Here is a 25,506-nt window from a genome sequence, read left to right on the forward strand (position 1 = left end):
AAAGCTATTTTAAACAAAAACTTAATAACTTTATTGATAAATTCTAGAAAAATCTTGACAAAATAATAAATTTCAAATATAATTTCATTTCACTTTTTGTTGGGGTATCGCCAAGCGGTAAGGCAGCTGGTTTTGGTCCAGCCATTCCGAGGTTCGAATCCTTGTACCCCAGCCACTTCATAAACTTTCTAAAAATTTTACATTTATTTATCGCGGGGTAGAGCAGTCCGGTAGCTCGTTGGGCTCATAACCCAAAGGTCGGTGGTTCAAATCCGCCCCCCGCTACCAAATCCTTTAAAAATCCAATTCGTGAGTTAGGTTTCTAAATTTAATATCTTCTAATTGTTTCTTAATCTGTTTATTTTCTTCAGTTAGCGAATCAAGTTGAGTTTGCAATTGGGTAATATTGCGACTAGTGTAATAAATATTGTTTCGAATATAAATTTTTGGAATAAAAAGCAAAAGCACAAAGAGCATTATTCCAATGGAGATACAAACCATTTTAAAAGAAATTTCTCTTTTTTCTAAATCAATTTGCAAAATTTCTTCTTTTTCCTGCGGATTTAAGCTTGTTTGATCCATTAAAGTTGATAGCTCTTTGCTAGAAGTTTCATTAATAGGAGAATTTCCACGATAAGGGTCTTCTTCTAGTGTATTTTGAGTATTTTGTGATGATTCTTTAAAGCCCTCTTTAGTGCCTAATTCTTGATTATTTTCTTTTTTAAACCGATCCCAAAAGTTTGTTTTTTGGATTTTATCAGACTCTTTTAGTCGTAAGGATTCATAAGATTCCATTATATCTCTTAATGCAAAAATTCAAAAACACGCATCTTAGAACTACGCGCACGAGGATTATCCTTAATCTCCTCTTCTTTGGGAATAATTGGCTTCTTATAAAGACTTCTACCCTTTTGATGATTTCTACCGCATTCACATTTTAAAGCTTGTGGAGGACAAATACAGGGATTTTCCCATTGTTTAAATTTATTTTTGATAATCCTATCTTCCAAAGAATGAAAGGAAATAAGACAAAGTCGGCTACAATCCTGCATTGTTTGAGAATCAAAAATTTTTAACATCGATTCTAATTCGCCTAATTCATTATTTACTTCAATCCTCAAAGCCTGAAAAGCAAGTGTGGCGGGGTGAATTTTTGGGTGTTTAAAATGCTTAGCTATAAATTGGCTAAGCATTTTTGCACTTGTGATTTTTTCTTTTTTACGCAATTCCACAATGCAATAAGCGAGTTTCTTATACTCCCTAATCTCGCCAAAATCCCTAAAGATTCGCTCCAATTCAGTTAGTGGATATGAATTAACAATATCCTTTGCGGTGAAATTTTGACTTTGATCCATTCGCATATCAAGAAATTCCGAATCAAAGCAAAATCCTCGCTCCTTGCTATCAAACTGCATTGAAGAAACCCCAATATCTGCTAGGATTCCAACGATATTATTTTCTCTTTGTAAAATCTGTTTTAAAACTCCACTAAAGCATCCATATTCAATGCTAAAACGATCACAAAAAGGCTCTAAGCGTTTCTTTGCAAGAGCGATTGCTTCATCGTCTTGATCAATACCTATAACTTTTAACTTGGGATATTTTTCTAAAAGTGCTAAACTATGCCCCCCAAATCCCAAAGTGCAGTCAATTAAGATTCCACCTTTTTGATTAATGATTTCTGTGTTAAAAGCCTCTAAAACTTCTTGCTTTAAAACCGAAATATGTGGAATTTTCATTCTTTTTCTCTTGAAATTTTAGCACCAAGCCCAGCGAGTTTGGCTTCAAGATCCTCATAACCTCTATCAAGATGATAGATTCGATGAATATGACTCTCCCCTTTTGCCACAAGAGCAGCCAAAACTAATGCACTTGAAGCACGCAAATCTGTTGCCATAACATCCGCACCAAAAAGCTCACTTTTACCTTGAATCGTTGCTGTGTTACCTTTTAGTTTGATATTTGCACCCATTCTTTGAAGCTCACTTACATGCATAAAGCGATTCTCAAAAAGTCTCTCTTGGATAATGCTACTCCCCTCACACTGCGTAGCTAGAGCCATAAATTGCGCTTGCATATCGGTAGGAAACCCAGGGTATTCTGTTGTAGAAATCTCAAAACTTTGCCGATTCTTTGCAGGGTAAATTGTAACTGAATCGCCATCAATCTTCATTGTAAAACCAATCTCCTCAAGCTTAGAAAGGACTGCGGTTAGATGAGTGGGATTAAGGCGGTGTAATGTAATTTGCGAATTAGTAATGGCACCTGCACAAAGATATGTCCCCGCTTCAATCCTATCTGGAATCACCTCAATATTGGTAGGAAATTTTAAAGGCTCCCTATTTGTGCCATAAATCTCAATTTCATCGCTTCCAATGCCATTAATCTCTACTCCACTTGCTTTTAAAACTTCACAAAGTTGAATCACTTCTGGCTCTTTTGCGGCATTAATGATTTGCGTTTTACCCTTTGCCATAGCAGCTGCCATTAAAATATTCTCGGTGCCTGTCACGGTGATTTTATCAAAATTTATCACGCTCCCTTTTAAGCCCTCTTTTGCTTCTGCAATGATATATCCACCTTGCAGTCGAATCTCAGCGCCCATTTTCTGAAGTGCTTTAATATGCAAATCTACAGGTCTTGCACCAATAGCACAACCTCCCGGTAAGCTCACTTCACAACAACCAAATCGCCCCAAAAGTGGTCCTAAAACAAGAATTGAAGCACGCATTTTACGCACAATATCATAATTTGCTTTTGTATTATTAAGTGTTTTTACAATAATACTTGTTGTGTGTTTATCTAGCGGAATGATTTCACAACCAAGCATATTTAATAAAGAAAAAAATGTCTTAATATCCACAACATTAGGAAGATTGCTTAAAGTTACCTTTTCTTTAGAGAGCAAACTTAAGGCTATAAGGGGGAGTGCCGAATTTTTTGCTCCTGAAATTTGGATAGAACCTTGCAAATTTACTTGACCTTCAATGCGTAAAAAATCCATTTTTTTCCTTTATTTTTTTTTCTCGCTACTTTCTCGATTCTTAAGTGCCGCACCAATGAGCGTTTCAATCTCTTTTTTAAAATTTGGATTTGCCTTTACAAACTCTTCTCTATATCTTGCCACACTATCAATATCAACCGCAGAACACCACGCCAAGGCAGAAATAAAATCCATTCTATCTTTATAATCTTTGCTTTCTTTTTTTAAACTATCAAAATTTAAAAAATTTTTCCTAAAAGCATCTAAGACTTCATCCAACTCTTCTTTGCTAGGATTATTTTGTAAAGTTGAAATAAGATATTGAATGTTTTTTAATAAATTATCCCTACTTTTTTGCGATTCAAGATAAGCTTGAATCTTGCCCAGTATCAAAAAAGCACTTGAAAGCAAAACAAAAGGCAATATTGCAAATAATAATGCCACCCAAATAAAAAGATAAAATTGGAAGCTATACACTATTTGCCTTGATATTTTTCATAAAACACATTAGTCGCCCTAACAAATCCATCAACACTTCCACAATCATAACGCACACCTTGAAATTTATAGGCAAGCACCATTCCCTTTTTGCATTGCTCCATTAAAGCATCTGTGATTTGAATCTCACCATTTTTACCAGGTTTTGTGTGTTTTAAAATCTCAAAAATATCAGGAGTTAAAATATAGCGCCCAATGATAGCTAGATTACTTGGAGCCTCTTCTATGCTTGGTTTTTCAATCATATTATCCACCATAAAAACACCCTTATCCACTTCCCTACCAGAAATTACACCATATTTACTCACCTCTTCTTTAGCCACTTCTTCAACTGCGACAATAGAACATTTGTATTTTTTATAAATTTCACACATTTGAGATAGCACCCCAATACCACCCTCATTATCGCACAAATCATCGCTTAAAATCACCCCAAAAGGCTCCTTACCAATAAGATTTTCACCTACTAAAATCGCGTGCCCCAATCCTTTCATTTCCATTTGCCTTGTATAAGAAAAAGTGCAAGTGTTTAAAAGGTGGCGAATGTCTTTTAAATAGCCCTCTTTGCTAGTCCCTTGTATTTGGTGTTCTAGCTCATAACTAATATCAAAATGATCTTCAAGGGATCGTTTGCCTCTTCCTGTTACAATTGCCATATTTGTAATCCCAGCTTCAATTGCTTCCTCTACCCCATATTGTATTAAAGGCTTATTGAGAATTGGCAACATTTCCTTGGGTATTGCCTTTGTGGCGGGTAAAAATCTCGTTCCATATCCTGCAGCTGGAAATAGGCATTTTTTTATCATTATCTCTCCTTTTTAAATCAAATCTATCAAACCACTTTGATAAAGTTTAAAAAATTGTGCCGCAATTCTTGGATTTTTTGAACCCCTTTTAGTTGCAAAAATAAGAGCTTTTTGTCGAATCTTTTCCCAATTATCAGAATTTTGTAGATCCAATGGTAACTTTTCAAAATAACCTTGCAACACTTCTAAATATTCTTGATTACTATGTGTATAAAACCCAATACAAAGCGGAAATCTTTCAAATAAAGCAATCTTATCTTCATTGCCCTCAAATCCAAAAATTTCATTTTCATTATGGAATTCCGGCATCAAATGGCGGCGATTAGAGGTTACATAAAAACGAATATTTTGCGGGAATCTTTCAATGCTACCCTCTAGGATTGTTTTTAGATTCTTATATTCTTGATCACTCTCATTAAAACTCAAATCATCGCAAAAAATAATAAACTTATAAGTTTTAGTGCGTAAAAAATCTAAAATTTCAGGCAATATTTCTAAATCTTGCTTAAAAATTTGCAAAATTCTCAAGCCTTCCTTAGCGTATTTAGGTAAAAGTGCTTTAATTAATGAGGATTTTCCACAGCCCCTAGCACCCCAAAGCAAAACATTGACACCCCTTCCCTTAAACAAAAAAGATTCGGTATTAGCACACAAAAGCTCTATTTCTTTTTGTAAATTATAAAAATCACTCCATTCATAATTTTCTAATTCACAAACTTGATGCAAATATCCACTGCTACGATAAATGGCAGCATAATATCGCTCACAATCCCAATGAAATTGATTCATTAATGACTTCTTTTTGTTTTAATTTTATCATTTGAAGGGCTGTTTTGCTTAGTTTTATAACTAAAAGAATCACTTTTTTTATTGTAACTAAAAATGACTTCGCCACCTTTTTCTAATTCTCCAAAAAGCATTAAATCACTAAGAGGATTCTTAATTTTTTCTTGAATCACAAGCCCAAGAGGTCGTGCGCCAAGCTCTGGGTTATATCCAAGTTTAGCAAGTTGTTCTTTAGCACTCTTATCTAGCAAAATATGGATATTTTTGGGAGCGATTTGTTTATTTAAATCATTGATATTTTTCTCTACGATTTTTAAAATCTCAGTTTCACTCAAAGGATTAAAAGCCACAATGGCATCCAAACGATTTCGGAATTCAGGCGTGAAATTATCTTTAATAGCAGAGTTAAATTTTGCTACAGAATCCTGTGTAAAACCAAGCGTTGGAGCTTCTTTAGAACCAACATTAGAAGTCATAATCAAAATTACCGAAGAAAAATCCGCACTCTCACCATTATTGTCTGTTAATTTAGCATTATCCATCACTTGCAAGAAAATATTCAAAACATCAGGATGTGCCTTTTCTATCTCATCTAAGAGCAATAAGGTATGAGGATTTTTCTTAATCATTTCTGTAAGAATCCCACCCTTATCATAACCCACATAACCTGCAGGGGCACCAATAAGCCCAGAACTTGAATATTTTTCCATATATTCACTCATATCAATACGCTCAAAATTAATCCCCAAAGCCTTAGCAATTTCTTTGGCTAACTCTGTTTTCCCAACACCGCTTGGACCGCTAAACAGAAAAGAGCCAATAGGTTTATTAGGTGCTCCAAGTCCAGCTCTATTCCGCTTCAATGCTGTTACAATTTCTTTGATAGCCAAATCTTGCCCAAAGATTCTACTTTGCAAATGTTTTTGCAAATTTTTCAAGAGATTCTTATCATCTTTTGTAGCTTCAATCTCGGGAATCTTTGCCATTTTAGCCACCATTTGCTTGATACTAGAAAGACTTACTTTGCCACTCTTACTGGCTAATTTATAAGCTGCTCCAACTTCATCAATCACATCAATTGCTTTATCTGGCAAGAAACGATCGTGTAAATAGCGACTAGAGAGCTCCACTGCTAACCTAAGCGTTTCTAAAGGATAAATAACATTATGGTGTTTTTCATAGTATTTTTTGACACCCTGTAAAATTAAAACCGCTTCTTCTTGACTAGGTTCATCCACATCAATTTTGGCAAATCGCCTTGAAAAAGCTTTGTCTTTATCTAAGAAGTTTCGGTATTCTGCATAAGTGCTTGCACCAATACATCTAAGTTTTCCACTGCCAAGCATAGGTTTTAAAAGATTACTAGCATCCATGCTTCCACTATTTGTAGCCCCTGCACCAATAAGCATATGAATCTCATCAATAAATAAAATGACATTTTTGCGTTCTAAAACTTCTTCACTTAAAGCTTTAATCCGCTTTTCAAAATCCCCTCGGTATTTCGTTCCTGCGACAAGTGCGCCCATATTGAGCATAAAAATTTCATTTCCAAAAAGTGGATTATTTTCTTGATTTAAAACAATCGCTAATCCCTCTGCTATAGCAGTTTTCCCCACACCTGGCTCACCCACTAAGAGTGGATTATTTTTTTTTCGTCTTAGCAAAACCTCTAAGCATCTTTCAATCTCTTTATCTCTACCGATAATTGGATCTATTTTACCCTCTTTTGCTTCTTGCGTAAGATTGATACAATATTTTTCTAATATACTCTCTTGTTTATTCTCATCTTTTTCAAATTTTTGAGCTTGTTGCGTGTCTTGATTTTCTGTAATATATTCTAAAATATTAAGGCGTGTGATACCTTGTGCTTTGAGAAGCTGCGTGCAAAAAGCTTTGTCTTCTTCCAAAATCGCGGCTAACAAATCCCCAACTTGGGCTTCCTTGCGTTGAGCACCTTTTACATGGCTTACCATAATCTCAATAACACGCGTAACAGCTAGAGTTTCTATAGGCAATTCACTCGCATCAGGATGAGACTGCAAAAAATGCGTCAAATATCGTTCTATTTGCGACTTAAGTGCTTTAATATTACCCCCACATTCTTGGATAGCTTTTATGACGGTTTGACTATCTAAAAGAGAATGAAAAATATGTTCTAGCGTAAGATATTCATGCCCTAAATGCTTAGCACGACTCTGTGCAGCTTGTAAAATATAATTTAATTCTTTACTAATTTCAATCATTGCATTTCTTTATATTTTTTCCAAAATAGCTCTTAGGGGAAATTGCTTTTCTTTTGCCATTTTTCTAACTTGCATAGCCTTAGTTTCTGCAATATCATAGGGATAGATTCCGCACATTCCACGACCATTGTGATGAATTTGCAACATAAGATTAAGCGATTCTTCAAAACCTTTGTGAAAAACTTTTTGCAAAATCTCTATCACAAAATCCTGAGTAGTATAATCATCATTAAGTAAAATCACTTTGTAGCGAATAGGTTCTTGCAGCTTTTCAAGGGTTTCTGTTGCGTTTTCAATTTGATTTTGTTTGGGCAATTTTCCCTCCGAAGTTATATTAAAATAAAGTGATATTAAATTTATGCTTTTAGTATAACATTTTTTACTTAAAATTTTTACTTTTTTATTTATTCTTTAATAAGAGCACTAATGGCTTTAAAATCTTCCTCCCTAGAATGCAAAAGAAATGAAAATAGAATGCTTTCAGTGCTTGTAATTCTTACCCCTAAGTCTCTTAATTCTTGCATCGCTAAAATGTGATTATGAGAATCTCTAGCACTGCAAGCGTCTTCTGCAACAAATACTTCAAAATCCCTTTCTAAAGAATCTAAGGCTGTCTCTCTCACACAAATATGACTTTCAATCCCAAAAAGAATAAGCGTTTGTGCATTGTATCTTTCTAGCATTTGGCAAAAAGTCTCTTCACCAAAAGCACTAAAAGAATTTTTTTGGATAACCTGACTAGAATGATTTACAATCGCCTTACCTAAGCCTTTTGGATATTGCTCCAACACCAAAGCATTTTGATGAAAAATATCAGCACATTTTAAGAGATTGTTAGCGTTTTTTAGAAGTTTTTCTTGATTTTGCATGACCCCAAAAAGTCTCTCTTGAATATCAACACAAACAAAAACACATCCATCTTTAGCTAAACTCGCTTTTTGTTTTAAAGCATATGAAGGCATTTTTTCTCCTTTAGTATTCAATTCCAGCTGCTCTTAATGCATCTCGAATAGCACGCATTTGGATATTTTTATCAAAACACCATTTTGGAGCAATGAGCGTATCATTTCTTACTCCTGCACTTACGCGATGAATAACTACATTTTGTGGAATCATTTTAAGTGTTTCAACAATCAAATCAATGTATTCATTAAGCGTGATAGGCTTGTATTCACCCTTGGCATACATTTGAGCCAAAATAGTTTTTTCAATGATATAAAGCGGATGAACTTTAATTCCATCACTTCCCCAATCTAACACTTGTTTAAGGCTATTTAACATCATCTCTTTGGTTTCTTTAGGTAATCCATAAATAATATGAGAACAAACTTTTAAGCCCCTTTGTTTAGTTTCTTTGATCCAATATTCCATTCCCTCTGTAGTATGTCCGCGATTAATAAATTTTAGTGTTTCATCATAGACAGATTGAATACCATATTCAATCCAAATTTCTTGTTTCCTTGTTTCTTGTAAATGTGCCAAATAATCTAATAATTCTAAATTAACACTATCTGTCCTAGTGCCAATAGACATTCCAACCACATTAGGCAAATTAAGTGCTTCTGTATAAAGCTTTTGCAAAGTATCAAAAGGTGCGTAAGTGTTAGTAAAAGATTGAAAATAAATCAAGTATTTCCCAACACCAAATTTATTTTTATGAAAATCTGTTTGCCATTGATATTGGCTATGGAGTTGCTTAAGTTGCATTGGCAATAGTGGATTGTCTTGCATTTTAGGGTTAATTTTTAAGGGCACCTTTGGTTCATGCTCTAAAGTCGGCGAAAAACTTTCGTTTTTACAAAAAATACAACCTCCTCTAGCAACACTACCATCAATATTTGGGCATGTAAATCCAGCAAGAGCAATAGGGATTTTCCTTACTCTTTGCCCAAAACGACGCTTACAATAGCGTCCAAAAGTCAACATTTGCTTCATAGAAATTTACCTTACAATATAATTATTATCAAAACAGGCTTGGCAGAATTGATAATCTTTTGCCCCTATGCTTCGCTTTAAACCTTCAAGTGAAAGAAAAGAAAGAGAATCTGCTTTAATAAATTTACAAACTTCTTCATTACTCATTGTAGCACTAATAAGTTCGTCCTTATTTGGCGTATCCACCCCATAAAAACAAGGTGAAATAGTTGGTGGAGAAGAAATTTTCATATGAATCTCCTTAGCACCACAATCGCGTAATATTTTAACAATTTGCTTACTGGTAGTTCCTCTAACCACTGAATCATCAATCACAATAATGCGTTTATTTTCTATCAATTCCCTAATGGGATTTAATTTTAATTTAACTTTCAATTCCCTTATTTGTTGGGTTGGCTCTATGAAAGTTCGCCCAACATAGTGATTCCTAATAATTCCTAATTCAAAAGGGATTCCGCTTTCTTGTGAATACCCAAGTGCAGCTGCCACACCGCTATCAGGCACCGGTATCACAATATCAGCATCAATTGGATTTTCCCTAGCAAGCTCTACCCCCATAGCTTTTCTAATATTATAAACCAAACGCCCAAAGACATGACTATCTGGACGCGCGAAATACACATATTCAAATACACAAGGGTAAGGATTTTTTGGCATAATATGATGACTTTCAACACCCTTTTGGGATAGCACAAGCATTTCACCTGGCTCCACATCACGCAAATATTTAGCATTCACCAAATCAAAAGCACAAGTTTCACTTGCTACAATATACCCAATGCTACCATCATTGTTTTGAATCTGTCCTAAACTTAGGGGTCTAAAACCATTTCTATCGCGAATAACAAACATTTTTTTGCGACTTAAGATAATAAAACAAAAAGCACCTTCTAATTTTAAAACTGCTTCTTTAATACGATCCACTAGATTTTCTTCTTTGGCTTTTGCAATCAAATGAATAAGATTTTCTGTATCCATATGACTTTGAAAGATAGCACCCTCTTTAATAAGATCATTGCGAATTTTTTCCGCATTAGTCAAATTCCCATTATGAACAATGGCAACTTCACCCAAATCATAACGCGCAAAAATAGGTTGTGCATCACTTAGCGAATCAGCCCCTGCGGTCGCATAGCGATTATGCCCTACTGCACTAAAACCTTTTAATTTCTTTAAAGTCTCATCACAAAAAACATCGGTTACTAATCCGTGATCTTTGATAGTTGTAATCTTTTCTCCATTGCTTGAAGCAATCCCGGTCGCTTCTTGACCGCGATGCTGCATAGAAAAAAGAGAATAATAAGCAATACTCGCAGCATTAGGAGCATTATAAACCCCCACTACCGCACATTCTTCATTCCAACTTCTTTCTTCCACTTTATTTCCCTATAAACCCAAAGAATCTTCAATACTATAAAGACTATTAGGCTGATTTTTAAGCCAAAGAGCCGCTTTAATAGCACCTTTTGCAAAAGTCAATCGTGAAGTTGCAGTGTGTATAAATTCCAAATATTCACCTTCACCATAAAAACCTACATTATGGATTCCAGCAACATCTCCACCACGCAACGCCATTACACCAATCTCATCTTTTGTGCGTTCTCCAATATTGCCATTTCTACCACTAATACGCACTTTATCTAAATCAAGATTTCTTGCTTCTGCGCAGGATTTTGCAAGTCTCAATGCAGTTCCACTTGGAGAATCTTTTTTGAAGTGATGATGCGTTTCAACAATTTCAATATCAAAATCCCTTAATGCACTTGCAACAAGCCTAATAGCTTTATTAAGCATTGCTACCCCTAAAGACATATTGCTTGCATAAAGAATAGGCATTTTTTTGGCTGCTTCTTTTATTAAATTTTCATGGTGCGATTCTAAACCAGTTGTTCCTATCACAATAGGACGAGGATGTTTTAGGGCGACTTCTAATAATTGTTCTGTTCCTTGTGGAGTGGTAAAGTCAATTACAACTTCACAACTTTCCAAAAAGATTTTCAAATCGCTTGTAATGAGTGTTCCTGGCTCAATGGAAAAATCTAATTCTTTTCTCGCATATACGCTTTCTAATTTAATTACATCGCTTTCTTTAGCAAGCTCTACAATTAGCTTTCCAATGCGACCACCTGCTCCAAAAACTCCAATTTTCAGCATAAATGCTCCTTTATTTATGATGCTCGATATATTCTATAGCTCCAAGTGCAGCTGTAGCACCATCGGCTGCTGCACAAACAACTTGCTTAGATGCATCTTTTCTTAAATCTCCAGCTGCGAACAATCCCGGAATATTTGTTTCCATTTTAAGATTAACAACAGCTTGTCCATATTCATTAATTTCGCATAATGGGGTGCCATCTTCTTGCATAAACACAGAATTATTGACATTGTAGCCAATTAATACAAAGATTCCAGCGATATTAATTTCTTTTGCACTTCCATCTTGAAGATTTTTAAGTTTTAAACCTGTAACTCCAGAATCATCCCCACAAATTTCATCAATCCCATAAGGCGTTAAAAATTCAATCTTAGGCTCATTTTTTGCCCTTTCTAGTGTAATTGGAGAAGCCCTAAAAGCATCTCGTCTGTGAATAAGCGTAACTTTAGAACAAATTTTGGCTAGATAAATTGATTCTTCTACTGCAGTATCACCACCTCCTAAAACCGCTACCTCTTTGTCTTTATAAAAAAATCCATCACAAGTAGCACACGAACTTACTCCCTTACCCCAAAAAGTATCTTCTCCTTTAACGCCAGATCGCTTAGGGCTTCCACCTGTGGCAACAATAACTGCTTTTGCTTGTTCTTCACTACCATCGCTAAAAATAATACTAAAATGTTCTCCTATTTTTTTGACACGCAAAACTTCTTTCATTTCGTGTTTTAAACCAAAACGAAAACATTGCTCCTGCCAAGGCATCATAAAATCAAATCCACTTTTAACTTCAGAAACACCAGGATAATTTTCCATTTCACTACTTGAAGTAATCTGCCCTCCAGGCATTCCTTTTTCAAACATAACAACATTTTTTAATCCACCTCTAGTAGCATATAATCCAGCGCTAAGCCCTGCAGGTCCTCCACCAATAATTGCTAAATCTAACATAATTATTCTCCTTGGGTTTGTTTAAAATTTAATATTTTATAGATTCCATTCTTTTTTAAATATCTATAAAGTATTAAATTTTCTTTATCTTGTTTTATAATAAAACACTTAGGAATCGCCTTAAGTTCAAATTTATACACAAGGCTCAACATCACTTCACTTGAAACCTTTAAATTAATCACATTACTAGCATAACTCTCGCCTTGCTGATACAAATCCACAGCTAACACACCAAGTTTTGTCTTTTTACTCTCTAATTCTAAAGCTTCTTGCCACTTTGGAACATAGGAGCTAAAGAAGCACATTTTATACTCCTTATCTTTTGGCTCAAACAAAAACATTTTTTGATTGCTTGTTGCATAAAATGAATCTTTTTTGAAATCAATTTCAGCAACGGCACTAAAAGAATAGTAATAGTATAAAAACGCACCTACTACAAAAACAACAATAAAAGCAATGGGGAATCCTGGACAACACTTTTTCATTATCCTTTAGATTCTCCCAAATTTCATTTTAAAGTAATTTATCAAGCTTATCTTTAAAACCAGCTTCAGTAGCAGCCCCAATCATTTCATCAACTTTTTCACCATTTTTATAGAAAAAAATTGTTGGAATAGATCGGATTCCAAATTTTGAAGCCAATTCTTGTTGTTCATCAGTATTAACTTTACATATTTTTGCTTTCCCTTGATAGTCTGCTGCAAGTTTTTCAATTACGGGTGCAATCATTCTACAAGGACCACACCAAGGCGCCCAAAAATCTACCATTACAACGCCATCTTTGATAGTTTCATCAAAATTTTGCTCTGTTAATTCAATATAACCAGCCATATTTTTCTCCTTAAATAATAATTTTTATCCTTAGCATTATACGATAAATACCTTAAAAAAATTAAAATCTTATGTAAGAATTTTTAAATTTTATTTTACTTATGTAACTTTTTATTTCATAAGTTCAATAAGCTTTTTTGTGCTTTCTTGATAATCCCAAACTTCATCATAACTCTGCCGCAAATAATCCTCCATATCCTCCTTTTTAGCAATAGCCTCATCCATCTCCTTATCACTCCCTGCTTGATAAGCTCCAATTCTAATTAAAACTTCATTTTCTTTTAGAATTGAATATAAACGGCGGAATTTTCTTGCAGCTAGAATATGTTCTTTTTGTGCAATATCATTCATTAATCTTGAAGCAGAATTTAAAATATTAATAGGCGGATAAATACCAAAATCTGTCAAGCTTCTATCTAGCACAATATGCCCATCCAAAATACTTCGGCTTTGATCTGCAATAGGATCACTCATATCATCACCTTCAACCAAAACGGTAAAATATGCTGTAATAGATCCCTTACCCTCTTCTTTTCCAGCGCGTTCCATTAGTTGTGGCAAAAGTGTCAAAACAGAAGGGGGATAACCTTTGCTTGTAGGCGGTTCGCCTAATGCTAATCCAATCTCTCTTTGTGCCATTGCAAAACGCGTTACAGAATCCATCATAAAAAGCACATCTTCACCTTTAGCTTTGAAATATTCTGCCACACTCATTGCTGCAAATGCACCATATTTTCGCATAAGAGGGGAATCATCGCTTGTTGCAACAATTAAAACGGTGTTTGTTAAATCTCCACCAAGATTCTTCTCTACAAACTCTGGCACTTCTCTACCTCGCTCACCAATTAGGGCAATGACTTTTATTTTTGCTTGTGCACCTCTAACAATCATTCCCATTAGCGTAGATTTTCCCACTCCACTTCCTGCAAAGATTCCTAACTTTTGCCCCTTACCACAAGTCAAAAGCCCATCAATACTTTTCACTCCAACACTAAAAACCTCATCAATCATTCCACGCTTCATTGCTGCAATAGGCTGCCGAATAATTGGCATCACACCTTCAGCCCTAAGATCTCCCTTACCATCAATAGGTTCCCCTAAGGGATTAATCACTCTACCCAAAAGCTCCAAACCTACAGGAATCTGCAAGCCTTTTGTATTTAAATAAACTTTATCGCCAACTTTTGTCCCTTCCACAAAAGAAAAGGGCGTGATTTTAAAACTACCACCCTCTAAAGTCGTAACCATTCCTATAGTATTTGAGTTTTCACTGACAATACGAACAATATCACCAAGACTAGGAGAAAGCCCATTAGCCGATAAAAATCCTTGTTCTACTTTAGTAATTAGCCCAAAAGTGGGAGAAAGATTTAAATGATTAAGACGCTCTCTAAGATTTGCTAAAGACATAAAAACTCTCTGTGCAACAAAATAATAAGTTTGGGATTTTAATATAATTTTATTAAAATTATACTTTTAGATCTCAAGAATTTAAGGATAAAAATGGCTAAAATCAGCGTATTTGGAGGTGGTGCTTGGGGTAAGGCATTGCATTTTGCTTTTGGAGAAAAAAATGATTCTTATATTATTTCAAGAAAGAAGCTTAATTCCCCCTATCAAATCTCCCAAACACAAGCACAAAATAGTGATTTTTTTGTTGTGGCAATTTGCAGTTCAGCTTTAGAATTATGGCTAAAGGATTCTCCCCTTCCTCAAGAATCTAAGATTCTAGTAGCTTCTAAAGGTATTGCAAATGGGCTTTTTGTAAGTGATATTTTCTCTAAATTTTATCCCAAAGCACAGCTAAGCTTCCTTGCAGGACCTAGCTTTGCTAAAGAAGTCGCTCAATCTTTGCCTTGTGCGCTCAATGTGCATTCTAATAATCTCCAAATCGCTCAAGAATGGTTAGATTTATTTCCCAATTTTATCAAGCCTTATACCAATGATGATATTATAGGTGGGGAAATTGGTGGGGCATATAAAAATGTGATTGCCATTGCAAGTGGAATTTGTGAGGGAATGAGACTTGGAAATAATGCAAGAGCTTCTTTAATCGCTAGAGGGCTTGTTGAAATGACACGATTTGGAAAGTTTTTTGGTGCAAAAGAAGAAACTTTTTTAGGATTATCAGGAGCGGGCGATTTATTTTTGACAGCCAATTCCACACTTTCAAGAAATTTTAGAGTTGGTCTTGCATTAGCTCAAAATAAACAATTACAAGAAATTTTAGACAATCTAGGTGAAGTTGCCGAAGGAGTGCAAACTTCTAAAGAAATTTATGCACTAGCCCAAAAAAATGAAATTTATACGCCTATTGCTAAAGAAGTTGCACTAATTATGGAAGGAAAAGATCCAAAATCAAGTTTGATGGATTTAATGAAACGAATGAATTAAAATCTCTCAAAATATTCTGCTATTTTTCTAGAATCGCTAGTTTTTGTTAGGGAAAGTATCAAAAGAATCCTTGCTTTTTGGGGATTAAGATCACTAGCAGCAATGAAACCTTGAGCATTTTCTTCTTCACTTAACAATACCATTCCAGATCCTACTCTTGAGCTTTTTACAACTTTTAATTCTTTTTCTTTGAGAAGATCTATTAGATATTCTTTTTGATTCTTATGAATGCTCCCAGCACCACTCCCAGCAATCACCAACCCTTTGGATCCTGCTTTCAAAAATGCTTCAATAGCCACCTTAGAACCATCATTAGAATAAGTATAGACAATATCCACTTTAGGTAAAGAATCTAAATTTTCAATACTAAATGGAGTTTGCAAAGTGTGTGATTTAAGATTAATAGCTTTTAAAAAAACTTCACCATCAACAATATAACCCATTTCGCCACTATTAGGGGATTGAAAAGATTCTACATTTAAAGTATGCATTTTAGTAGCCTCTCTTGCAGAATGAATCTTATCATTCATCACTATCATTACACCCTTTCCTTTGGCATTTTTATCACTAGCAAGACTAATAGCATTATAGAGATTCTTGGGACCATCTGCACTCATTGCAGTTGCAGGACGCATAGCACCAGTTAAAACCACCGGCTTATCACTTTTAATAACAAGATTCAAAAAATATGCCGTCTCTTCCATCGTATCTGTTCCGTGCGTAACAACAATACCATCAATCTTAGAATCTTCTAAAAGCGAATTAATGGATTTTGCAAGTTCAAGCCAAATTAGATCAGTCATATCAGCACTATCAATGTTTGCAATCTGTTTAGTGTGAATATTAGCAATACACTGCAATTGTGGAATAGCTTTAATTAATAACTCCACACTTAAACTGCCTGATTTATAATCCGTTGTTTGAAGTTTGGTTTTTGCTTCTCCAGCGATTGTCCCACCTGTTGCTAATATTATAATGTTTGGTTTAAATGTATTTAAACTCACCAAAATCCTTTTTTTAAAGCCCTTATGCTTTTATTTAATAATTCTTGGCTGTGATTCTAACACTTTTTATCATCAAATTGAGCAAAATTTCATTAATTTTGAGTAATTTAGTAACAAAAAAATATATTTTAATTATTTTATTATAAATACAATATGTATTTTTATTTTTTATGATAATATTCCATCAAAACAATTAATTTTTTTTAAAAAAAGAGGATAAAAAAATGCCAAATTTAACACACAATAATTTTTCGCAAGAAACTCTTGCACTACATGCGGGTTACACTTATGATTCCCAAAGAACTCTTAGTGTCCCCATCTATCAAAATACTGCTTATAGTTTTGAAAGTTTGCAACAAGCAGCAGCACGATTTGGGCTTCAAGAGCTTGGTAATATCTATTCACGCCTTACTAACCCAACCACAGATGTTTTAGGAGCCAGATTAGCCGCCATTGAAGGGGGAGCCTTTGGTGTCCCAACTGCAAGCGGAAGTGCAGCTATTTTTTACACTCTTGTTAATCTAGCGCAAAATGGAGATAATATCGCATTTTCAAATAAAATCTATGGAGGCACACAAACTTTATTAGTGCATACACTCAAAAGATTTGGGATTGAAGCAAGGATTTTTGATATTGATGATATTGATAACACTTTAGAAAAAGTCATTGATTCAAAAACAAAGGCTATCTTTTTTGAAAGTCTTTCCAATCCACAAATAGCCATTGCCGATACAGAAAAAATCACAAAAATTGCCAAAGCTCACGGAATTGTAAGCGTTTGTGATAACACCGTTGCTACTGCATTTTTACATAAGCCCTTTGATTTTGGTGTTGATGTTGCCGTTTATAGCCTTAGCAAATATGTCAATGGGCAAGGCAGTGCATTAGGTGGAGCGGTTATTGAACGCAATGGGCTTAATGAGCTTATCAAGGATAATCCACGCTACCCAGCATTTAATACTCCAGATGAAAGCTACCACGGACTTGTGTATGCTTCTCTCCCTTTGCCTATTTTCTCTATCCGCCTTATCACAGAATGGCTAAGAAATATCGGAGCGACACTCTCTCCACAAAATGCGTGGATTATATTGCAAGGGCTAGAAACTCTTGAATTAAGAATCCAAAAACATAGTGCTAATGCACTAGAAGTTGCAAAATTTCTAGAATCTCACCCCAAAGTCAAAAGTGTTAATTACCCTGCATTAAGCAGCAATCCTTATCATCATCTTGTAAGTAAATATTTTGCTAATAACCAATGTAGCGGACTTATTAGCTTTGAATCAGAAAGTTTTGAAGCAGCACAAAAAATCTGCAACGCCCTAGAACTTTTTGCTATTGTTGCTAATATCGGAGATTCTAAATCTCTCATTATCCATCCTGCTTCCACCACACATTCACAATTAAGCCAAAAAGAGCTTGATTTAGCGGGAATCACACCTGCTACAATCCGCTTAAGCATCGGATTAGAATCACCGCTTGATTTAATATCGGATTTAAAACAAGCTTTAGAAAAATAAAGGAATGTTTATGTTAAGTGGAATTATTGTAGGTTTATTGCTTGGCTTTGTTTTACAAAGAGGTCGTTTTTGCGTAGTAGGTGCATACAGAGATGTTTTTCTTAGCAAGAAATTCACTATCTTCATTGCACTCTTTATTGTTATAGTGGTGCAAAGTATAGGAGTTTGGGCTCTTAATTCTTTTGGTTATATTTCTATTAAACCACAAGAATTTTATTGGCTATCAACCATTATTGGAGGCGTTATTTTTGGATTTGGAATGGTGATTGCTGGAGGTTGTGCTACAGGAACTTGGTATAGAGCTGGGGAAGGCTTAATTGGATCCATTGCCGCTTTATTTTTTTATGCACTAAGTGCAAGTATTGTAAAATATGGGGCTCTTTTGCCTTTACAAAATAATTTACAAGCTTTTAAAATTTCTGATGGCACCATTTACCAAAGCTTAGGAATTTCTCCTTGGATTTTAGTGATTGCATTGGGAATAATTGTTAGTTTTTTTGTTTTTAAGGAGTTACGCAAACCACGCCTAAAAATCGCTCGTTTAAAACCTAAAAAAACAGGGATCTCTCACTTATTGTTTGAAAAATCTTGGCATCCTTTTGTTACAGCCTTATTGGTTGCAATCATTGCTATTTTAGCGTGGCCTCTTTCTTCTTTAAGTGGGAGAAATTACGGATTAGGCATCACAACCCCATCGGCTAATTTAATACAATACCTTACCACAGGGAATCTTGATTTCATTGATTGGGGAGCATTTCTCGTTCTTGGAATAGCATTAGGCTCTTTTTTGGCTGCTAAATTCTCAGGAGAATTTAAATTCCGTCTTCCCGATAAAAAAACTTTAGCTTACTCAAGTATTGGAGGAATCTTAATGGGAATTGGTGCTTCTTTGGCTGGAGGTTGCACAATAGGAAATGGTTTAGTAGAGACTGCACTTTTTTCTTATAAAGGATGGGTAGCTACTATTTTTTTCTTATTGGGTGCTTATATCGCTACTTTTTTTACTATTATTTTGCCATCACGCAGTGTGGCACAAAAATCATAAGGAGAACATATGGCAATTTTAGATACTAGAGGAAAGGTATGTCCTTTCCCACTTGTTGATGCAAAAAACTTTATTCAAACTTTACAAAGCGGAGAAGAATTAGAAATTCTCTTTGATTGCACACAGGCAACAGAAACAATTCCACAATGGGCTGCAGAAGAAGGACACGAAGTGATTAACTTTGAAGTCTTAGGGGATGCAGAATGGACTATTAAACTTATCAAAAAATAAAGGATAAATATGCCACTCATTATTCCTGAAGATATTCCTGCCTTTAGGGCTCTCAAAGAATACGCTTTTATTATGGGGCAAAAAAGGGCAAAATCGCAAGATATTCGCCCTTTAGAAGTTTTAATTATTAATCTTATGCCCATTAAAATAGAAACCGAGAATCAGATTCTCGCTCTCCTTGCAAATTCCCCTTTGCAAGTCAATATCACTCTGCTTTCCACTGCCACTTATATAGGCAAAAATACTCCAAAATCACATTTGGATAAATTCTATGTTAATTTTGATTCAATTAAACATAAAAACTTTGATGGAGCTATCGTTACAGGCGCTCCAATTGAACATTTAGAGTTTGAGCAAGTAAAATATTGGAGAGAATTAGTAGCGATTATGGATTATTTAAAGCATAATTGCACTAGCACTTTGTATTTGTGTTGGGGGGCGATGGCAGGGCTTTATCACTTTCATAAAATACAAAAAATACCTCTTAAAGAAAAACTTTTTGGTGTCTTTGAGCATTTTTGGGTAGAAAAAGATTTATTACTCAATGGTTTGGATGAAATAGTAAAAATCCCGCATTCTAGACATTCAGGAATCAATGAATCTCAAGTTGCAACAAACCCTAATCTAAAAATTTTGCTACAAGGAAAAGAAAGTGGAATCACAGCCCTTAAAGACAATAAAGATTTCTTTATCTTAGGACACCCAGAATACTCCAAAAACACTTTAGAATCTGAATACCAAAGGGATTTAAACAAGGGATTACCCATTCATAAACCTTTCAACTACTTTGATTCTCAAGAAAATCCCATACTCTCTTGGCGATCTAGCGCAAGTGTAATGTTTTCAAATTGGTTAAATTTTGCAGTTTATCAAGACACGCCTTTTATTTTGGAAAGCTAGGGCTTTGGCTTTTCATAATAGGCTATTTTTTTCTTTCTCTCTTCTAAAGTCTCTTTTCCATTTAATTGATCTTTTAAATAAAAAATATAAAATCTATTTTCATAAAGACTATACACTTTGCTTTCCACTCCATCAATTTTAATCACTTTATTGCTAGAGAGTATGATTTTCCCTATTTTATTTCCCAAAGTAGGCACAAACAAACTCAAACATAAAAATAATAAAACCACATAAAAAATCCGTGCAATACCCCCAAGCAAAGGAATAACAAAGGCAATTCCAAAACCCAAAACCATTAAAATAAATACAAAGGGATTAAAAACATTGCCAAAGAAAGGATTAAAAAACTCTCTAATCCCATAATAATTAATATAATTTACAAAAATTGCTGCCCAAAAAATACAAAACAATAAAAATACTAAACACGCACTCACTAACAAAGAAGCAATTAGGCTAGAAATTTTCATTTTACCTCACAATTCTTAGATTATTATTCCCTACTTTAAATATTCTTGAAGCCTTAGAAGGCATAAAACCTCGCTTATCCATTATCCAAACATCAGCACTCTTTAAAGCAAATTCTAAATTGAAATTTTGTTTATGAGGATTTGCAGAAGTGGAATACAAATAAGGAAAAAAGCGTAAAAATTCATTATGCAAAGAATCCCTTACCACTCTAATCCCCAAAGAATGATTTACCAAACTATTTTTACCCCTATAAATAAAGGTGGTTTTTTGACTATTGCGAATCATTTTTTTATATTTTTGTGGAATTCGCACTAATTCTCCAAGTTTTTGAAAACTCCCTAATGTTACAATCACTCTTTGATTGGATTGTCTTCCTTTTTTAAGATTTAATTTTTTAGAATCTAGACACAACAAACCAGTAGTTGTATCACTTTGTGCCAAAAAAACACTCTCTTCAAACACCACCTACTCACTTAAATAATCTTGAAGTGGCTTTGCAATATTTGGATTAATCCTCTTAATCTCACTAATGGCACTAATGGCTACTCTTGCTGCTTCAATGGTTGTAAAATAAGGGACATTGTTGCGTAAAACTTGGGTGCGAATCTTGTCAGTGTCATCTTTGCTTGAAGCTTCATCACTAGTATTAATCGCCAAAGCAATTTCGCCATTTGCAAGCATATCTCCAATATTAGGACGCCCTTCACTAATTTTTAGTGCTTCTTCACAAGCAATTCCTTTTTTACTAATCTCTTGAGAAGTTCCTTTTGTCGCACAAATTTCAAATCCAAGTCCCTCAAGCTCCCTTGCTAAATCCCCTGCTTGAGGCTTATCAAAACTCCTTAATGAAATAAACACTTTACCCTTAGTAGGAATAGGATTCTTACTAGCCATTTGACTTTTAGCAAAGCTCACTCCAAAGCTCTCGCTAATCCCCATAACCTCTCCTGTAGATCGCATTTCTGGACCCAAAACCATAACTGCTCCACTTAACTTACTAAAAGGAAACACCGATTCTTTAACTGCAATATGTTTTGATTTTTTGGGTTTATAAAGCCCATCTTTAAATTCCACTTTTTTATGCTCATCATAAAATTCTAAAGCCGCTTTCAAATCCTTATTAATCATTACATGAGTGGCGACTTTAGCTAATGGAATCCCTGTAGCTTTAGAGACAAAAGGCACGGTGCGTGAGGCTCTAGGATTCACCTCAATGAGATATAGCGTCTCTTCAAAAATGGCATATTGCGTATTCATCAGCCCAACTACACCAAGATTTCTTGCAATCTTTGCGGTTGTTTCTTCAATCTCTTTTATTTTTTCTTTAGAAATACTAATAGTTGGAATCGAACAAGCCGAATCACCACTATGAATCCCAGCTTCTTCAATATGTTGCATAATACCTGCAATATAAACATCTTTGCCATCACAAATCACATCTACATCAAGCTCTAAAGCATTATTTAAAAACTTATCAATTAGCACCGGTGAATCTTCACTAACACTCACTGCCTCACTCATATAATTTTGCAATTCCGCTACATTATAGACAATCCGCATTGCACGCCCACCAAGCACATAGCTTGGGCGGACAAGCACAGGGAATCCAATATTTTGTGCAATTTCTATTGCTTCTTCTTTGGTAAAAGCCGTACCATTTTTAGGTTGTAAAAGTCCATTTTCTTCTACAAATTTTGCAAATTTTTCCCTATCTTCTGCAATATCAATGGTTTTTGCACTCGTTCCAATGATTTTTGCCCCGATAGTTGTTAATTTTTTGGCGAGTTTGAGTGGTGTTTGTCCTCCAAAATGCACAATCACGCCATCGGGCTTTTCTCTCTCAATCACACTACGCACACATTCAAAGGTAATGGGTTCAAAATACAAGACATCACTTGTGTCATAGTCTGTGCTTACCGTCTCTGGATTGCAGTTATACATAATGCTTTGTATGCCCATATCTTTGAGAGCAAAACTTGCATGCACACAACAATAATCAAACTCAATGCCTTGACCGATTCGGTTTGGTCCACCACCGATGATTAAAACTTTTTTTTGTGCGTTTTGGTCTGGATTGTCTTGTGGGTTATAATCTACAAAGGATTGTGCGTTAAAAGGTGTTGTGCCATACAAATACGCTGTTTGTGTGCTAAATTCTGCCGCACAAGTATCTACTTCATTGTATTGTAGCTGCACATGTAGTTTTTGTCGCAATGCGTATATGTCCTCTTCTCGTAATTCTAAGCCCTCGTTTTTATTGATGAGAAATGCCAACATTTTATCGCTAAAGCCATATTGCTTGGTGAGTGTTAAAAACTCTGAATCTTGCAAGGATTCAAAAGAGATTTGCTTCTCTAATGCAATAATTTCTGCAATTTGGTGTAAGAAATATGGATCGATTTTGCACCATTCATGAATTTCTTCCACGCTTATATCATTGCGCAATGCCTCTGCAATATACAAAAGCCTATGAGCATTTGGGCGACGCACTTCCCTTTGAATCTCGCTTAGATCATTACTGATTGGATTAAATCCAAAGATTCCTGTTTCTAAGCTACAGAGGGCTTTTTGCAAGGATTCTTTGAAACTCACACCAATTGCCATAACTTCCCCAATGGATTTCATAGAGGTGGTGAGTGTTGAATCTGCTTGTGGGAATTTTTCAAAGGTAAAGCGTGGAATTTTTGTTACAATATAATCAATACTAGGTTCAAAACTTGCAGGTGTGCCTGTGATGTCGTTTTTGATTTCATCAAGCGTATAGCCTACCGCAAGCAATGTCGCAATTTTGGCAATTGGATAGCCTGTGGCTTTGGAGGCTAGAGCAGAGCTTCTAGAAACGCGTGGATTCATCTCAATAACCGTCATTCTACCGGTTTTTGGATTGATAGCAAATTGCACATTGCTTCCGCCTGTATCTACTCCAATTTCTCGCAAGATTTTAAAACTTGCATCGCGCATTCGTTGGTATTCTTTGTCTGTGAGTGTAAGAGCAGGGGCGATCGTGATAGAATCTCCCGTATGCACACCCATAGGATCTAAATTTTCTATGCTACACACGATAATGCAATTATCACTTTTATCGCGTATTACTTCCATTTCAAACTCTTTCCAACCAAGCAGTGATTCTTCAATCAAAATTTCACTAATTGGGCTTGTATCTAAGCCATTTTGCGCGAGTGTTTTAAATTCATCAATATTATATGCCACACCACTACCGCCACCAGCAAGGGTAAAACTTGCACGAATAATAAGTGGGAATCCTATTTCTTTGGCTGCTTCAAGTGCTTCTTCTATAGTGTAGGCATAGCGAGATTTTGGTAAATCCATACCGATTTTTAGCATTGCTTCTTTGAAAGCCTGTCTATCTTCACCCTTTTTAATCGCACTAGGATTTGCACCCAAAAACTTTACACCCTCTAGCATACCTTTTTCATACATACTCATCGCGACATTTAGCGCGGTTTGCCCACCCATAGTAGGCAAAATAGCATCAACTTTTTCTTGTTTGATAATATTGGCAATCACTTCTTCGGTAATAGGTTCGATATAGGTGCGATCAGCAAGATTTGGATCAGTCATAATGGTTGCAGGATTGGAGTTTATAAGCACCACGCGATAGCCAAGCTTTTTGAGTGTTTTGGCTGCTTGTGTGCCAGAATAATCAAACTCACACGCTTGTCCAATGACAATGGGTCCTGAACCGATGAGTAAAATAGTTTTAATATCATTTCGCTTTGGCATAAAAACTCCCTCCTACTTTTTTAAAATTAATCTTGTTTTTATATATTGCACCTTACACTTACTTAAAACTTCTAATAATTTCATTATTCCCACTTTTGCATCACTAGATCAATGGGATACAAACTTGCCTTACAAAAAGCAACTTTAGCGATACAAACCAAAGTTTTTGCTGATTCTTCTAAATTCTCATTAATAATCAAATAATCAAACTTATTAAGCTTTTTAACTTCGCCTACTGCATTTTCCAAGCGTTTTTTAATAATTTCATTTTCATCACTTCCTCTCCCACCCAAACGCTCCTCTAAAATTTTTTTATTATTGGTGGTAATAAAAACACTTGTTGTATGATTAGGAAAAGCTTTTTTAATATTTTCTTGCCCTTGCACATCCACATCAAAAACAACCAATTTACCCTGCTCCAAAGCCTCTAAAATAGGCATTTTAGAAGTCCCATAATAATTTCCATGTACTAAAGCCCATTCCAAAAAATTATCTTCTTGAATATTCTTTTGAAATTCATCTTTGGAAATAAAGTGATAATGCACACCCTCTTCTTCGCCTTTTCGCTTTTCTCTTGTTGTAGATGAAATTGAGAAATAATGCTTAGGAAATTCCTTTGCCAAAGCCTTATAAAGCGAACTTTTACCAGCTCCACTTGGTCCCGATAAAATCAAAATAGCCCCTTTTAACTTAATCCCTTCCATTTAATCTTCTTTTTTAGGAAACTGAATACTAATATTAATGGTAGCACCGCTTAAAAGCTCTTTTAAACTCTGTGTTTGCAAAGTCTGTAAAGCTCCAATTAATGATTCTAGAGAATTAATTTGCACATTACTTGGCAAACTAGCTTCTTTAACTTCTTCTTTTGGCACGATAGGAGCTATATTAGGCTCTTTTGCAATAGGCTCTCCTAAAGCCTCACTCATCGCTTCTAAACTTAAAGAATCAAATTCCCCTAAGTCTTCTGATGCTTTCAAATCTTCTACTTTAGAATCTTCTTGAATATCCGCGGGGGCTG

Annotated in this window: 27 protein-coding genes and 2 tRNA genes; 7 read left to right on the top strand and 22 right to left on the bottom strand. The window is 35.1% G+C overall.

Going from position 1 to position 25,506, the window contains the following annotated elements:
- The first annotated feature begins 100 nt into the window (after positions 1-100).
- Both HCAN_RS07115 and HCAN_RS07120 read left to right on the top strand, forming a co-directional pair.
- Positions 101-175 (top strand) — tRNA-Gln (locus tag HCAN_RS07115).
- A 36-nt stretch (positions 176-211) separates the two neighbouring features.
- Positions 212-288, top strand: a tRNA-Met gene (locus HCAN_RS07120).
- Positions 289-294: 6 nt separating this feature from the next.
- Here HCAN_RS07120 and HCAN_RS07125 read toward each other — a convergent pair.
- The 16 genes from HCAN_RS07125 to fliI form a co-directional block, all read right to left on the bottom strand.
- Positions 295-795: a hypothetical protein gene (locus tag HCAN_RS07125; RefSeq protein ID WP_006656434.1), complete on the bottom strand. Its 501-nt coding sequence runs from the start codon at positions 793-795 to the stop codon at positions 295-297.
- Positions 796-803: 8 nt separating this feature from the next.
- A complete protein-coding gene (rsmH, locus tag HCAN_RS07130) occupies positions 804-1,739 on the bottom strand; it encodes a 16S rRNA (cytosine(1402)-N(4))-methyltransferase RsmH (protein ID WP_006656435.1) in 936 nt (311 codons plus the stop codon).
- Complete coding sequence (murA, locus tag HCAN_RS07135; RefSeq protein ID WP_006656436.1) at positions 1,736-3,004, bottom strand: UDP-N-acetylglucosamine 1-carboxyvinyltransferase; 1,269 nt, start codon at positions 3,002-3,004, stop codon at positions 1,736-1,738. Before murA ends, rsmH begins: the two co-directional genes overlap by 4 nt.
- A 9-nt stretch (positions 3,005-3,013) precedes the next feature.
- A complete protein-coding gene (locus HCAN_RS07140) occupies positions 3,014-3,460 on the bottom strand; it encodes a hypothetical protein (RefSeq protein WP_006656437.1) in 447 nt (148 codons plus the stop codon).
- Complete coding sequence (gene galU / locus HCAN_RS07145) at positions 3,460-4,287, bottom strand: UTP--glucose-1-phosphate uridylyltransferase GalU (protein WP_006656438.1); 828 nt, start codon at positions 4,285-4,287, stop codon at positions 3,460-3,462. The genes HCAN_RS07140 and galU overlap by 1 nt, the downstream gene beginning before the upstream one ends.
- A 12-nt stretch (positions 4,288-4,299) precedes the next feature.
- Positions 4,300-5,076 carry a DUF815 domain-containing protein gene (locus tag HCAN_RS07150; RefSeq protein ID WP_006656439.1) on the bottom strand — a complete coding sequence of 259 codons (777 nt, stop codon included), beginning with the start codon at positions 5,074-5,076 and terminating at the stop codon, positions 4,300-4,302.
- Positions 5,076-7,316 (bottom strand): AAA family ATPase, encoded by a 2,241-nt coding sequence (locus HCAN_RS07155; RefSeq protein ID WP_006656440.1) that lies wholly within the window; start codon positions 7,314-7,316, stop codon positions 5,076-5,078. The genes HCAN_RS07150 and HCAN_RS07155 overlap by 1 nt, the downstream gene beginning before the upstream one ends.
- A 9-nt stretch (positions 7,317-7,325) precedes the next feature.
- Positions 7,326-7,631: an ATP-dependent Clp protease adaptor ClpS gene (locus HCAN_RS07160; RefSeq protein ID WP_006656963.1), complete on the bottom strand. Its 306-nt coding sequence runs from the start codon at positions 7,629-7,631 to the stop codon at positions 7,326-7,328.
- A gap of 89 nt (positions 7,632-7,720) precedes the next feature.
- A complete protein-coding gene (locus tag HCAN_RS07165; protein ID WP_006656442.1) occupies positions 7,721-8,278 on the bottom strand; it encodes an isochorismatase family protein in 558 nt (185 codons plus the stop codon).
- Between the two features lie 10 nt (positions 8,279-8,288).
- Positions 8,289-9,251, bottom strand: coding sequence for a tRNA modification radical SAM protein MnmL/YtqA (mnmL, locus tag HCAN_RS07170; protein ID WP_006656443.1), 963 nt, complete (start codon positions 9,249-9,251; stop codon positions 8,289-8,291).
- 6 nt (positions 9,252-9,257) lie between these two features.
- Positions 9,258-10,628: an amidophosphoribosyltransferase gene (purF, locus tag HCAN_RS07175; RefSeq protein ID WP_006656444.1), complete on the bottom strand. Its 1,371-nt coding sequence runs from the start codon at positions 10,626-10,628 to the stop codon at positions 9,258-9,260.
- Positions 10,629-10,637: 9 nt separating this feature from the next.
- Positions 10,638-11,405 (bottom strand): 4-hydroxy-tetrahydrodipicolinate reductase, encoded by a 768-nt coding sequence (gene dapB / locus HCAN_RS07180; RefSeq protein WP_006656445.1) that lies wholly within the window; start codon positions 11,403-11,405, stop codon positions 10,638-10,640.
- A 10-nt stretch (positions 11,406-11,415) separates the two neighbouring features.
- Positions 11,416-12,354 carry a thioredoxin-disulfide reductase gene (gene trxB / locus HCAN_RS07185; RefSeq protein WP_006656446.1) on the bottom strand — a complete coding sequence of 313 codons (939 nt, stop codon included), beginning with the start codon at positions 12,352-12,354 and terminating at the stop codon, positions 11,416-11,418.
- 2 nt (positions 12,355-12,356) lie between these two features.
- On the bottom strand, positions 12,357-12,839 hold the full coding sequence (locus HCAN_RS07190; protein WP_006656447.1) for a hypothetical protein: 483 nt from the start codon (positions 12,837-12,839) through the stop codon (positions 12,357-12,359).
- 28 nt (positions 12,840-12,867) lie between these two features.
- Positions 12,868-13,185: a thioredoxin gene (trxA, locus tag HCAN_RS07195; protein WP_006656448.1), complete on the bottom strand. Its 318-nt coding sequence runs from the start codon at positions 13,183-13,185 to the stop codon at positions 12,868-12,870.
- A gap of 111 nt (positions 13,186-13,296) precedes the next feature.
- On the bottom strand, positions 13,297-14,595 hold the full coding sequence (gene fliI, locus HCAN_RS07200) for a flagellar protein export ATPase FliI (protein WP_006656449.1): 1,299 nt from the start codon (positions 14,593-14,595) through the stop codon (positions 13,297-13,299).
- Positions 14,596-14,688: 93 nt separating this feature from the next.
- On the opposite strand from fliI, the gene HCAN_RS07205 reads away from it, so the two are divergent.
- A complete protein-coding gene (locus HCAN_RS07205) occupies positions 14,689-15,579 on the top strand; it encodes an NAD(P)H-dependent glycerol-3-phosphate dehydrogenase (protein ID WP_006656450.1) in 891 nt (296 codons plus the stop codon).
- Here HCAN_RS07205 and HCAN_RS07210 read toward each other — a convergent pair.
- Complete coding sequence (locus HCAN_RS07210) at positions 15,576-16,583, bottom strand: asparaginase (protein ID WP_006656964.1); 1,008 nt, start codon at positions 16,581-16,583, stop codon at positions 15,576-15,578. The two genes, HCAN_RS07205 and HCAN_RS07210, sit on opposite strands and share 4 nt — an antisense overlap.
- 224 nt (positions 16,584-16,807) lie before the next feature.
- On the opposite strand from HCAN_RS07210, the gene HCAN_RS07215 reads away from it, so the two are divergent.
- Genes HCAN_RS07215 through HCAN_RS07230 form a run of 4 tightly spaced genes read left to right on the top strand, consistent with a single transcriptional unit; the run spans position 16,808 to position 20,276 of the window.
- On the top strand, positions 16,808-18,100 hold the full coding sequence (locus HCAN_RS07215; RefSeq protein WP_006656452.1) for an O-acetylhomoserine aminocarboxypropyltransferase/cysteine synthase family protein: 1,293 nt from the start codon (positions 16,808-16,810) through the stop codon (positions 18,098-18,100).
- A 10-nt stretch (positions 18,101-18,110) separates the two neighbouring features.
- Positions 18,111-19,145, top strand: coding sequence for a YeeE/YedE family protein (locus tag HCAN_RS07220; protein WP_006656965.1), 1,035 nt, complete (start codon positions 18,111-18,113; stop codon positions 19,143-19,145).
- Positions 19,146-19,154: 9 nt separating this feature from the next.
- Positions 19,155-19,376 (top strand): sulfurtransferase TusA family protein, encoded by a 222-nt coding sequence (locus HCAN_RS07225; RefSeq protein WP_006656454.1) that lies wholly within the window; start codon positions 19,155-19,157, stop codon positions 19,374-19,376.
- 9 nt (positions 19,377-19,385) lie between these two features.
- A complete protein-coding gene (locus tag HCAN_RS07230; protein ID WP_006656455.1) occupies positions 19,386-20,276 on the top strand; it encodes a homoserine O-succinyltransferase in 891 nt (296 codons plus the stop codon).
- On the opposite strand, the gene HCAN_RS07235 is transcribed toward HCAN_RS07230, so the two are convergent.
- The 5 genes from HCAN_RS07235 to HCAN_RS07255 form a co-directional block, all read right to left on the bottom strand.
- Positions 20,273-20,743 (bottom strand): threonine/serine exporter family protein, encoded by a 471-nt coding sequence (locus HCAN_RS07235; protein ID WP_006656456.1) that lies wholly within the window; start codon positions 20,741-20,743, stop codon positions 20,273-20,275. The genes HCAN_RS07230 and HCAN_RS07235 overlap by 4 nt on opposite strands.
- A 1-nt stretch (position 20,744) precedes the next feature.
- Positions 20,745-21,206, bottom strand: coding sequence for a Sua5/YciO/YrdC/YwlC family protein (locus tag HCAN_RS07240; protein WP_006656457.1), 462 nt, complete (start codon positions 21,204-21,206; stop codon positions 20,745-20,747).
- Positions 21,207-21,209: 3 nt separating this feature from the next.
- Positions 21,210-24,488 (bottom strand): carbamoyl-phosphate synthase large subunit, encoded by a 3,279-nt coding sequence (gene carB / locus HCAN_RS07245; protein ID WP_006656967.1) that lies wholly within the window; start codon positions 24,486-24,488, stop codon positions 21,210-21,212.
- 83 nt (positions 24,489-24,571) lie between these two features.
- Entirely contained in the window at positions 24,572-25,192 is a 621-nt protein-coding gene (gmk, locus tag HCAN_RS07250) for a guanylate kinase (RefSeq protein ID WP_006656459.1), read from the bottom strand.
- On the bottom strand, positions 25,193-25,506 hold a 314-nt coding region (locus tag HCAN_RS07255; protein WP_232049093.1), incomplete at its 5' end, for a hypothetical protein.

Source organism: Helicobacter canadensis MIT 98-5491 (assembly GCF_000162575.1).
Classification (GTDB): Bacteria; Campylobacterota; Campylobacteria; order Campylobacterales; family Helicobacteraceae; genus Helicobacter_D; species Helicobacter_D canadensis.

Excerpts from the sequence above, each read along its gene's own strand:
- dapB (WP_006656445.1), bottom strand. The coding sequence starts at position 11,405 with ATGCTGAAAATTGGAGTTTTTGGAGCAGGTGGTCGCATTGGAAAGCTA.
- murA (WP_006656436.1), bottom strand. The coding sequence starts at position 3,004 with ATGGATTTTTTACGCATTGAAGGTCAAGTAAATTTGCAAGGTTCTATC.
- HCAN_RS07230 (WP_006656455.1), top strand. The coding sequence starts at position 19,386 with ATGCCACTCATTATTCCTGAAGATATTCCTGCCTTTAGGGCTCTCAAA.
- HCAN_RS07235 (WP_006656456.1), bottom strand. The coding sequence starts at position 20,743 with ATGAAAATTTCTAGCCTAATTGCTTCTTTGTTAGTGAGTGCGTGTTTA.
- HCAN_RS07155 (WP_006656440.1), bottom strand. The coding sequence starts at position 7,316 with ATGATTGAAATTAGTAAAGAATTAAATTATATTTTACAAGCTGCACAG.
- HCAN_RS07165 (WP_006656442.1), bottom strand. The coding sequence starts at position 8,278 with ATGCCTTCATATGCTTTAAAACAAAAAGCGAGTTTAGCTAAAGATGGA.
- gmk (WP_006656459.1), bottom strand. The coding sequence starts at position 25,192 with ATGGAAGGGATTAAGTTAAAAGGGGCTATTTTGATTTTATCGGGACCA.
- mnmL (WP_006656443.1), bottom strand. The coding sequence starts at position 9,251 with ATGAAGCAAATGTTGACTTTTGGACGCTATTGTAAGCGTCGTTTTGGG.
- HCAN_RS07225 (WP_006656454.1), top strand. The coding sequence starts at position 19,155 with ATGGCAATTTTAGATACTAGAGGAAAGGTATGTCCTTTCCCACTTGTT.
- carB (WP_006656967.1), bottom strand. The coding sequence starts at position 24,488 with ATGCCAAAGCGAAATGATATTAAAACTATTTTACTCATCGGTTCAGGA.
- HCAN_RS07190 (WP_006656447.1), bottom strand. The coding sequence starts at position 12,839 with ATGAAAAAGTGTTGTCCAGGATTCCCCATTGCTTTTATTGTTGTTTTT.
- fliI (WP_006656449.1), bottom strand. The coding sequence starts at position 14,595 with ATGTCTTTAGCAAATCTTAGAGAGCGTCTTAATCATTTAAATCTTTCT.
- trxB (WP_006656446.1), bottom strand. The coding sequence starts at position 12,354 with ATGTTAGATTTAGCAATTATTGGTGGAGGACCTGCAGGGCTTAGCGCT.
- HCAN_RS07205 (WP_006656450.1), top strand. The coding sequence starts at position 14,689 with ATGGCTAAAATCAGCGTATTTGGAGGTGGTGCTTGGGGTAAGGCATTG.
- galU (WP_006656438.1), bottom strand. The coding sequence starts at position 4,287 with ATGATAAAAAAATGCCTATTTCCAGCTGCAGGATATGGAACGAGATTT.
- rsmH (WP_006656435.1), bottom strand. The coding sequence starts at position 1,739 with ATGAAAATTCCACATATTTCGGTTTTAAAGCAAGAAGTTTTAGAGGCT.
- HCAN_RS07215 (WP_006656452.1), top strand. The coding sequence starts at position 16,808 with ATGCCAAATTTAACACACAATAATTTTTCGCAAGAAACTCTTGCACTA.
- trxA (WP_006656448.1), bottom strand. The coding sequence starts at position 13,185 with ATGGCTGGTTATATTGAATTAACAGAGCAAAATTTTGATGAAACTATC.
- HCAN_RS07220 (WP_006656965.1), top strand. The coding sequence starts at position 18,111 with ATGTTAAGTGGAATTATTGTAGGTTTATTGCTTGGCTTTGTTTTACAA.
- HCAN_RS07150 (WP_006656439.1), bottom strand. The coding sequence starts at position 5,076 with ATGAATCAATTTCATTGGGATTGTGAGCGATATTATGCTGCCATTTAT.
- HCAN_RS07125 (WP_006656434.1), bottom strand. The coding sequence starts at position 795 with ATGGAATCTTATGAATCCTTACGACTAAAAGAGTCTGATAAAATCCAA.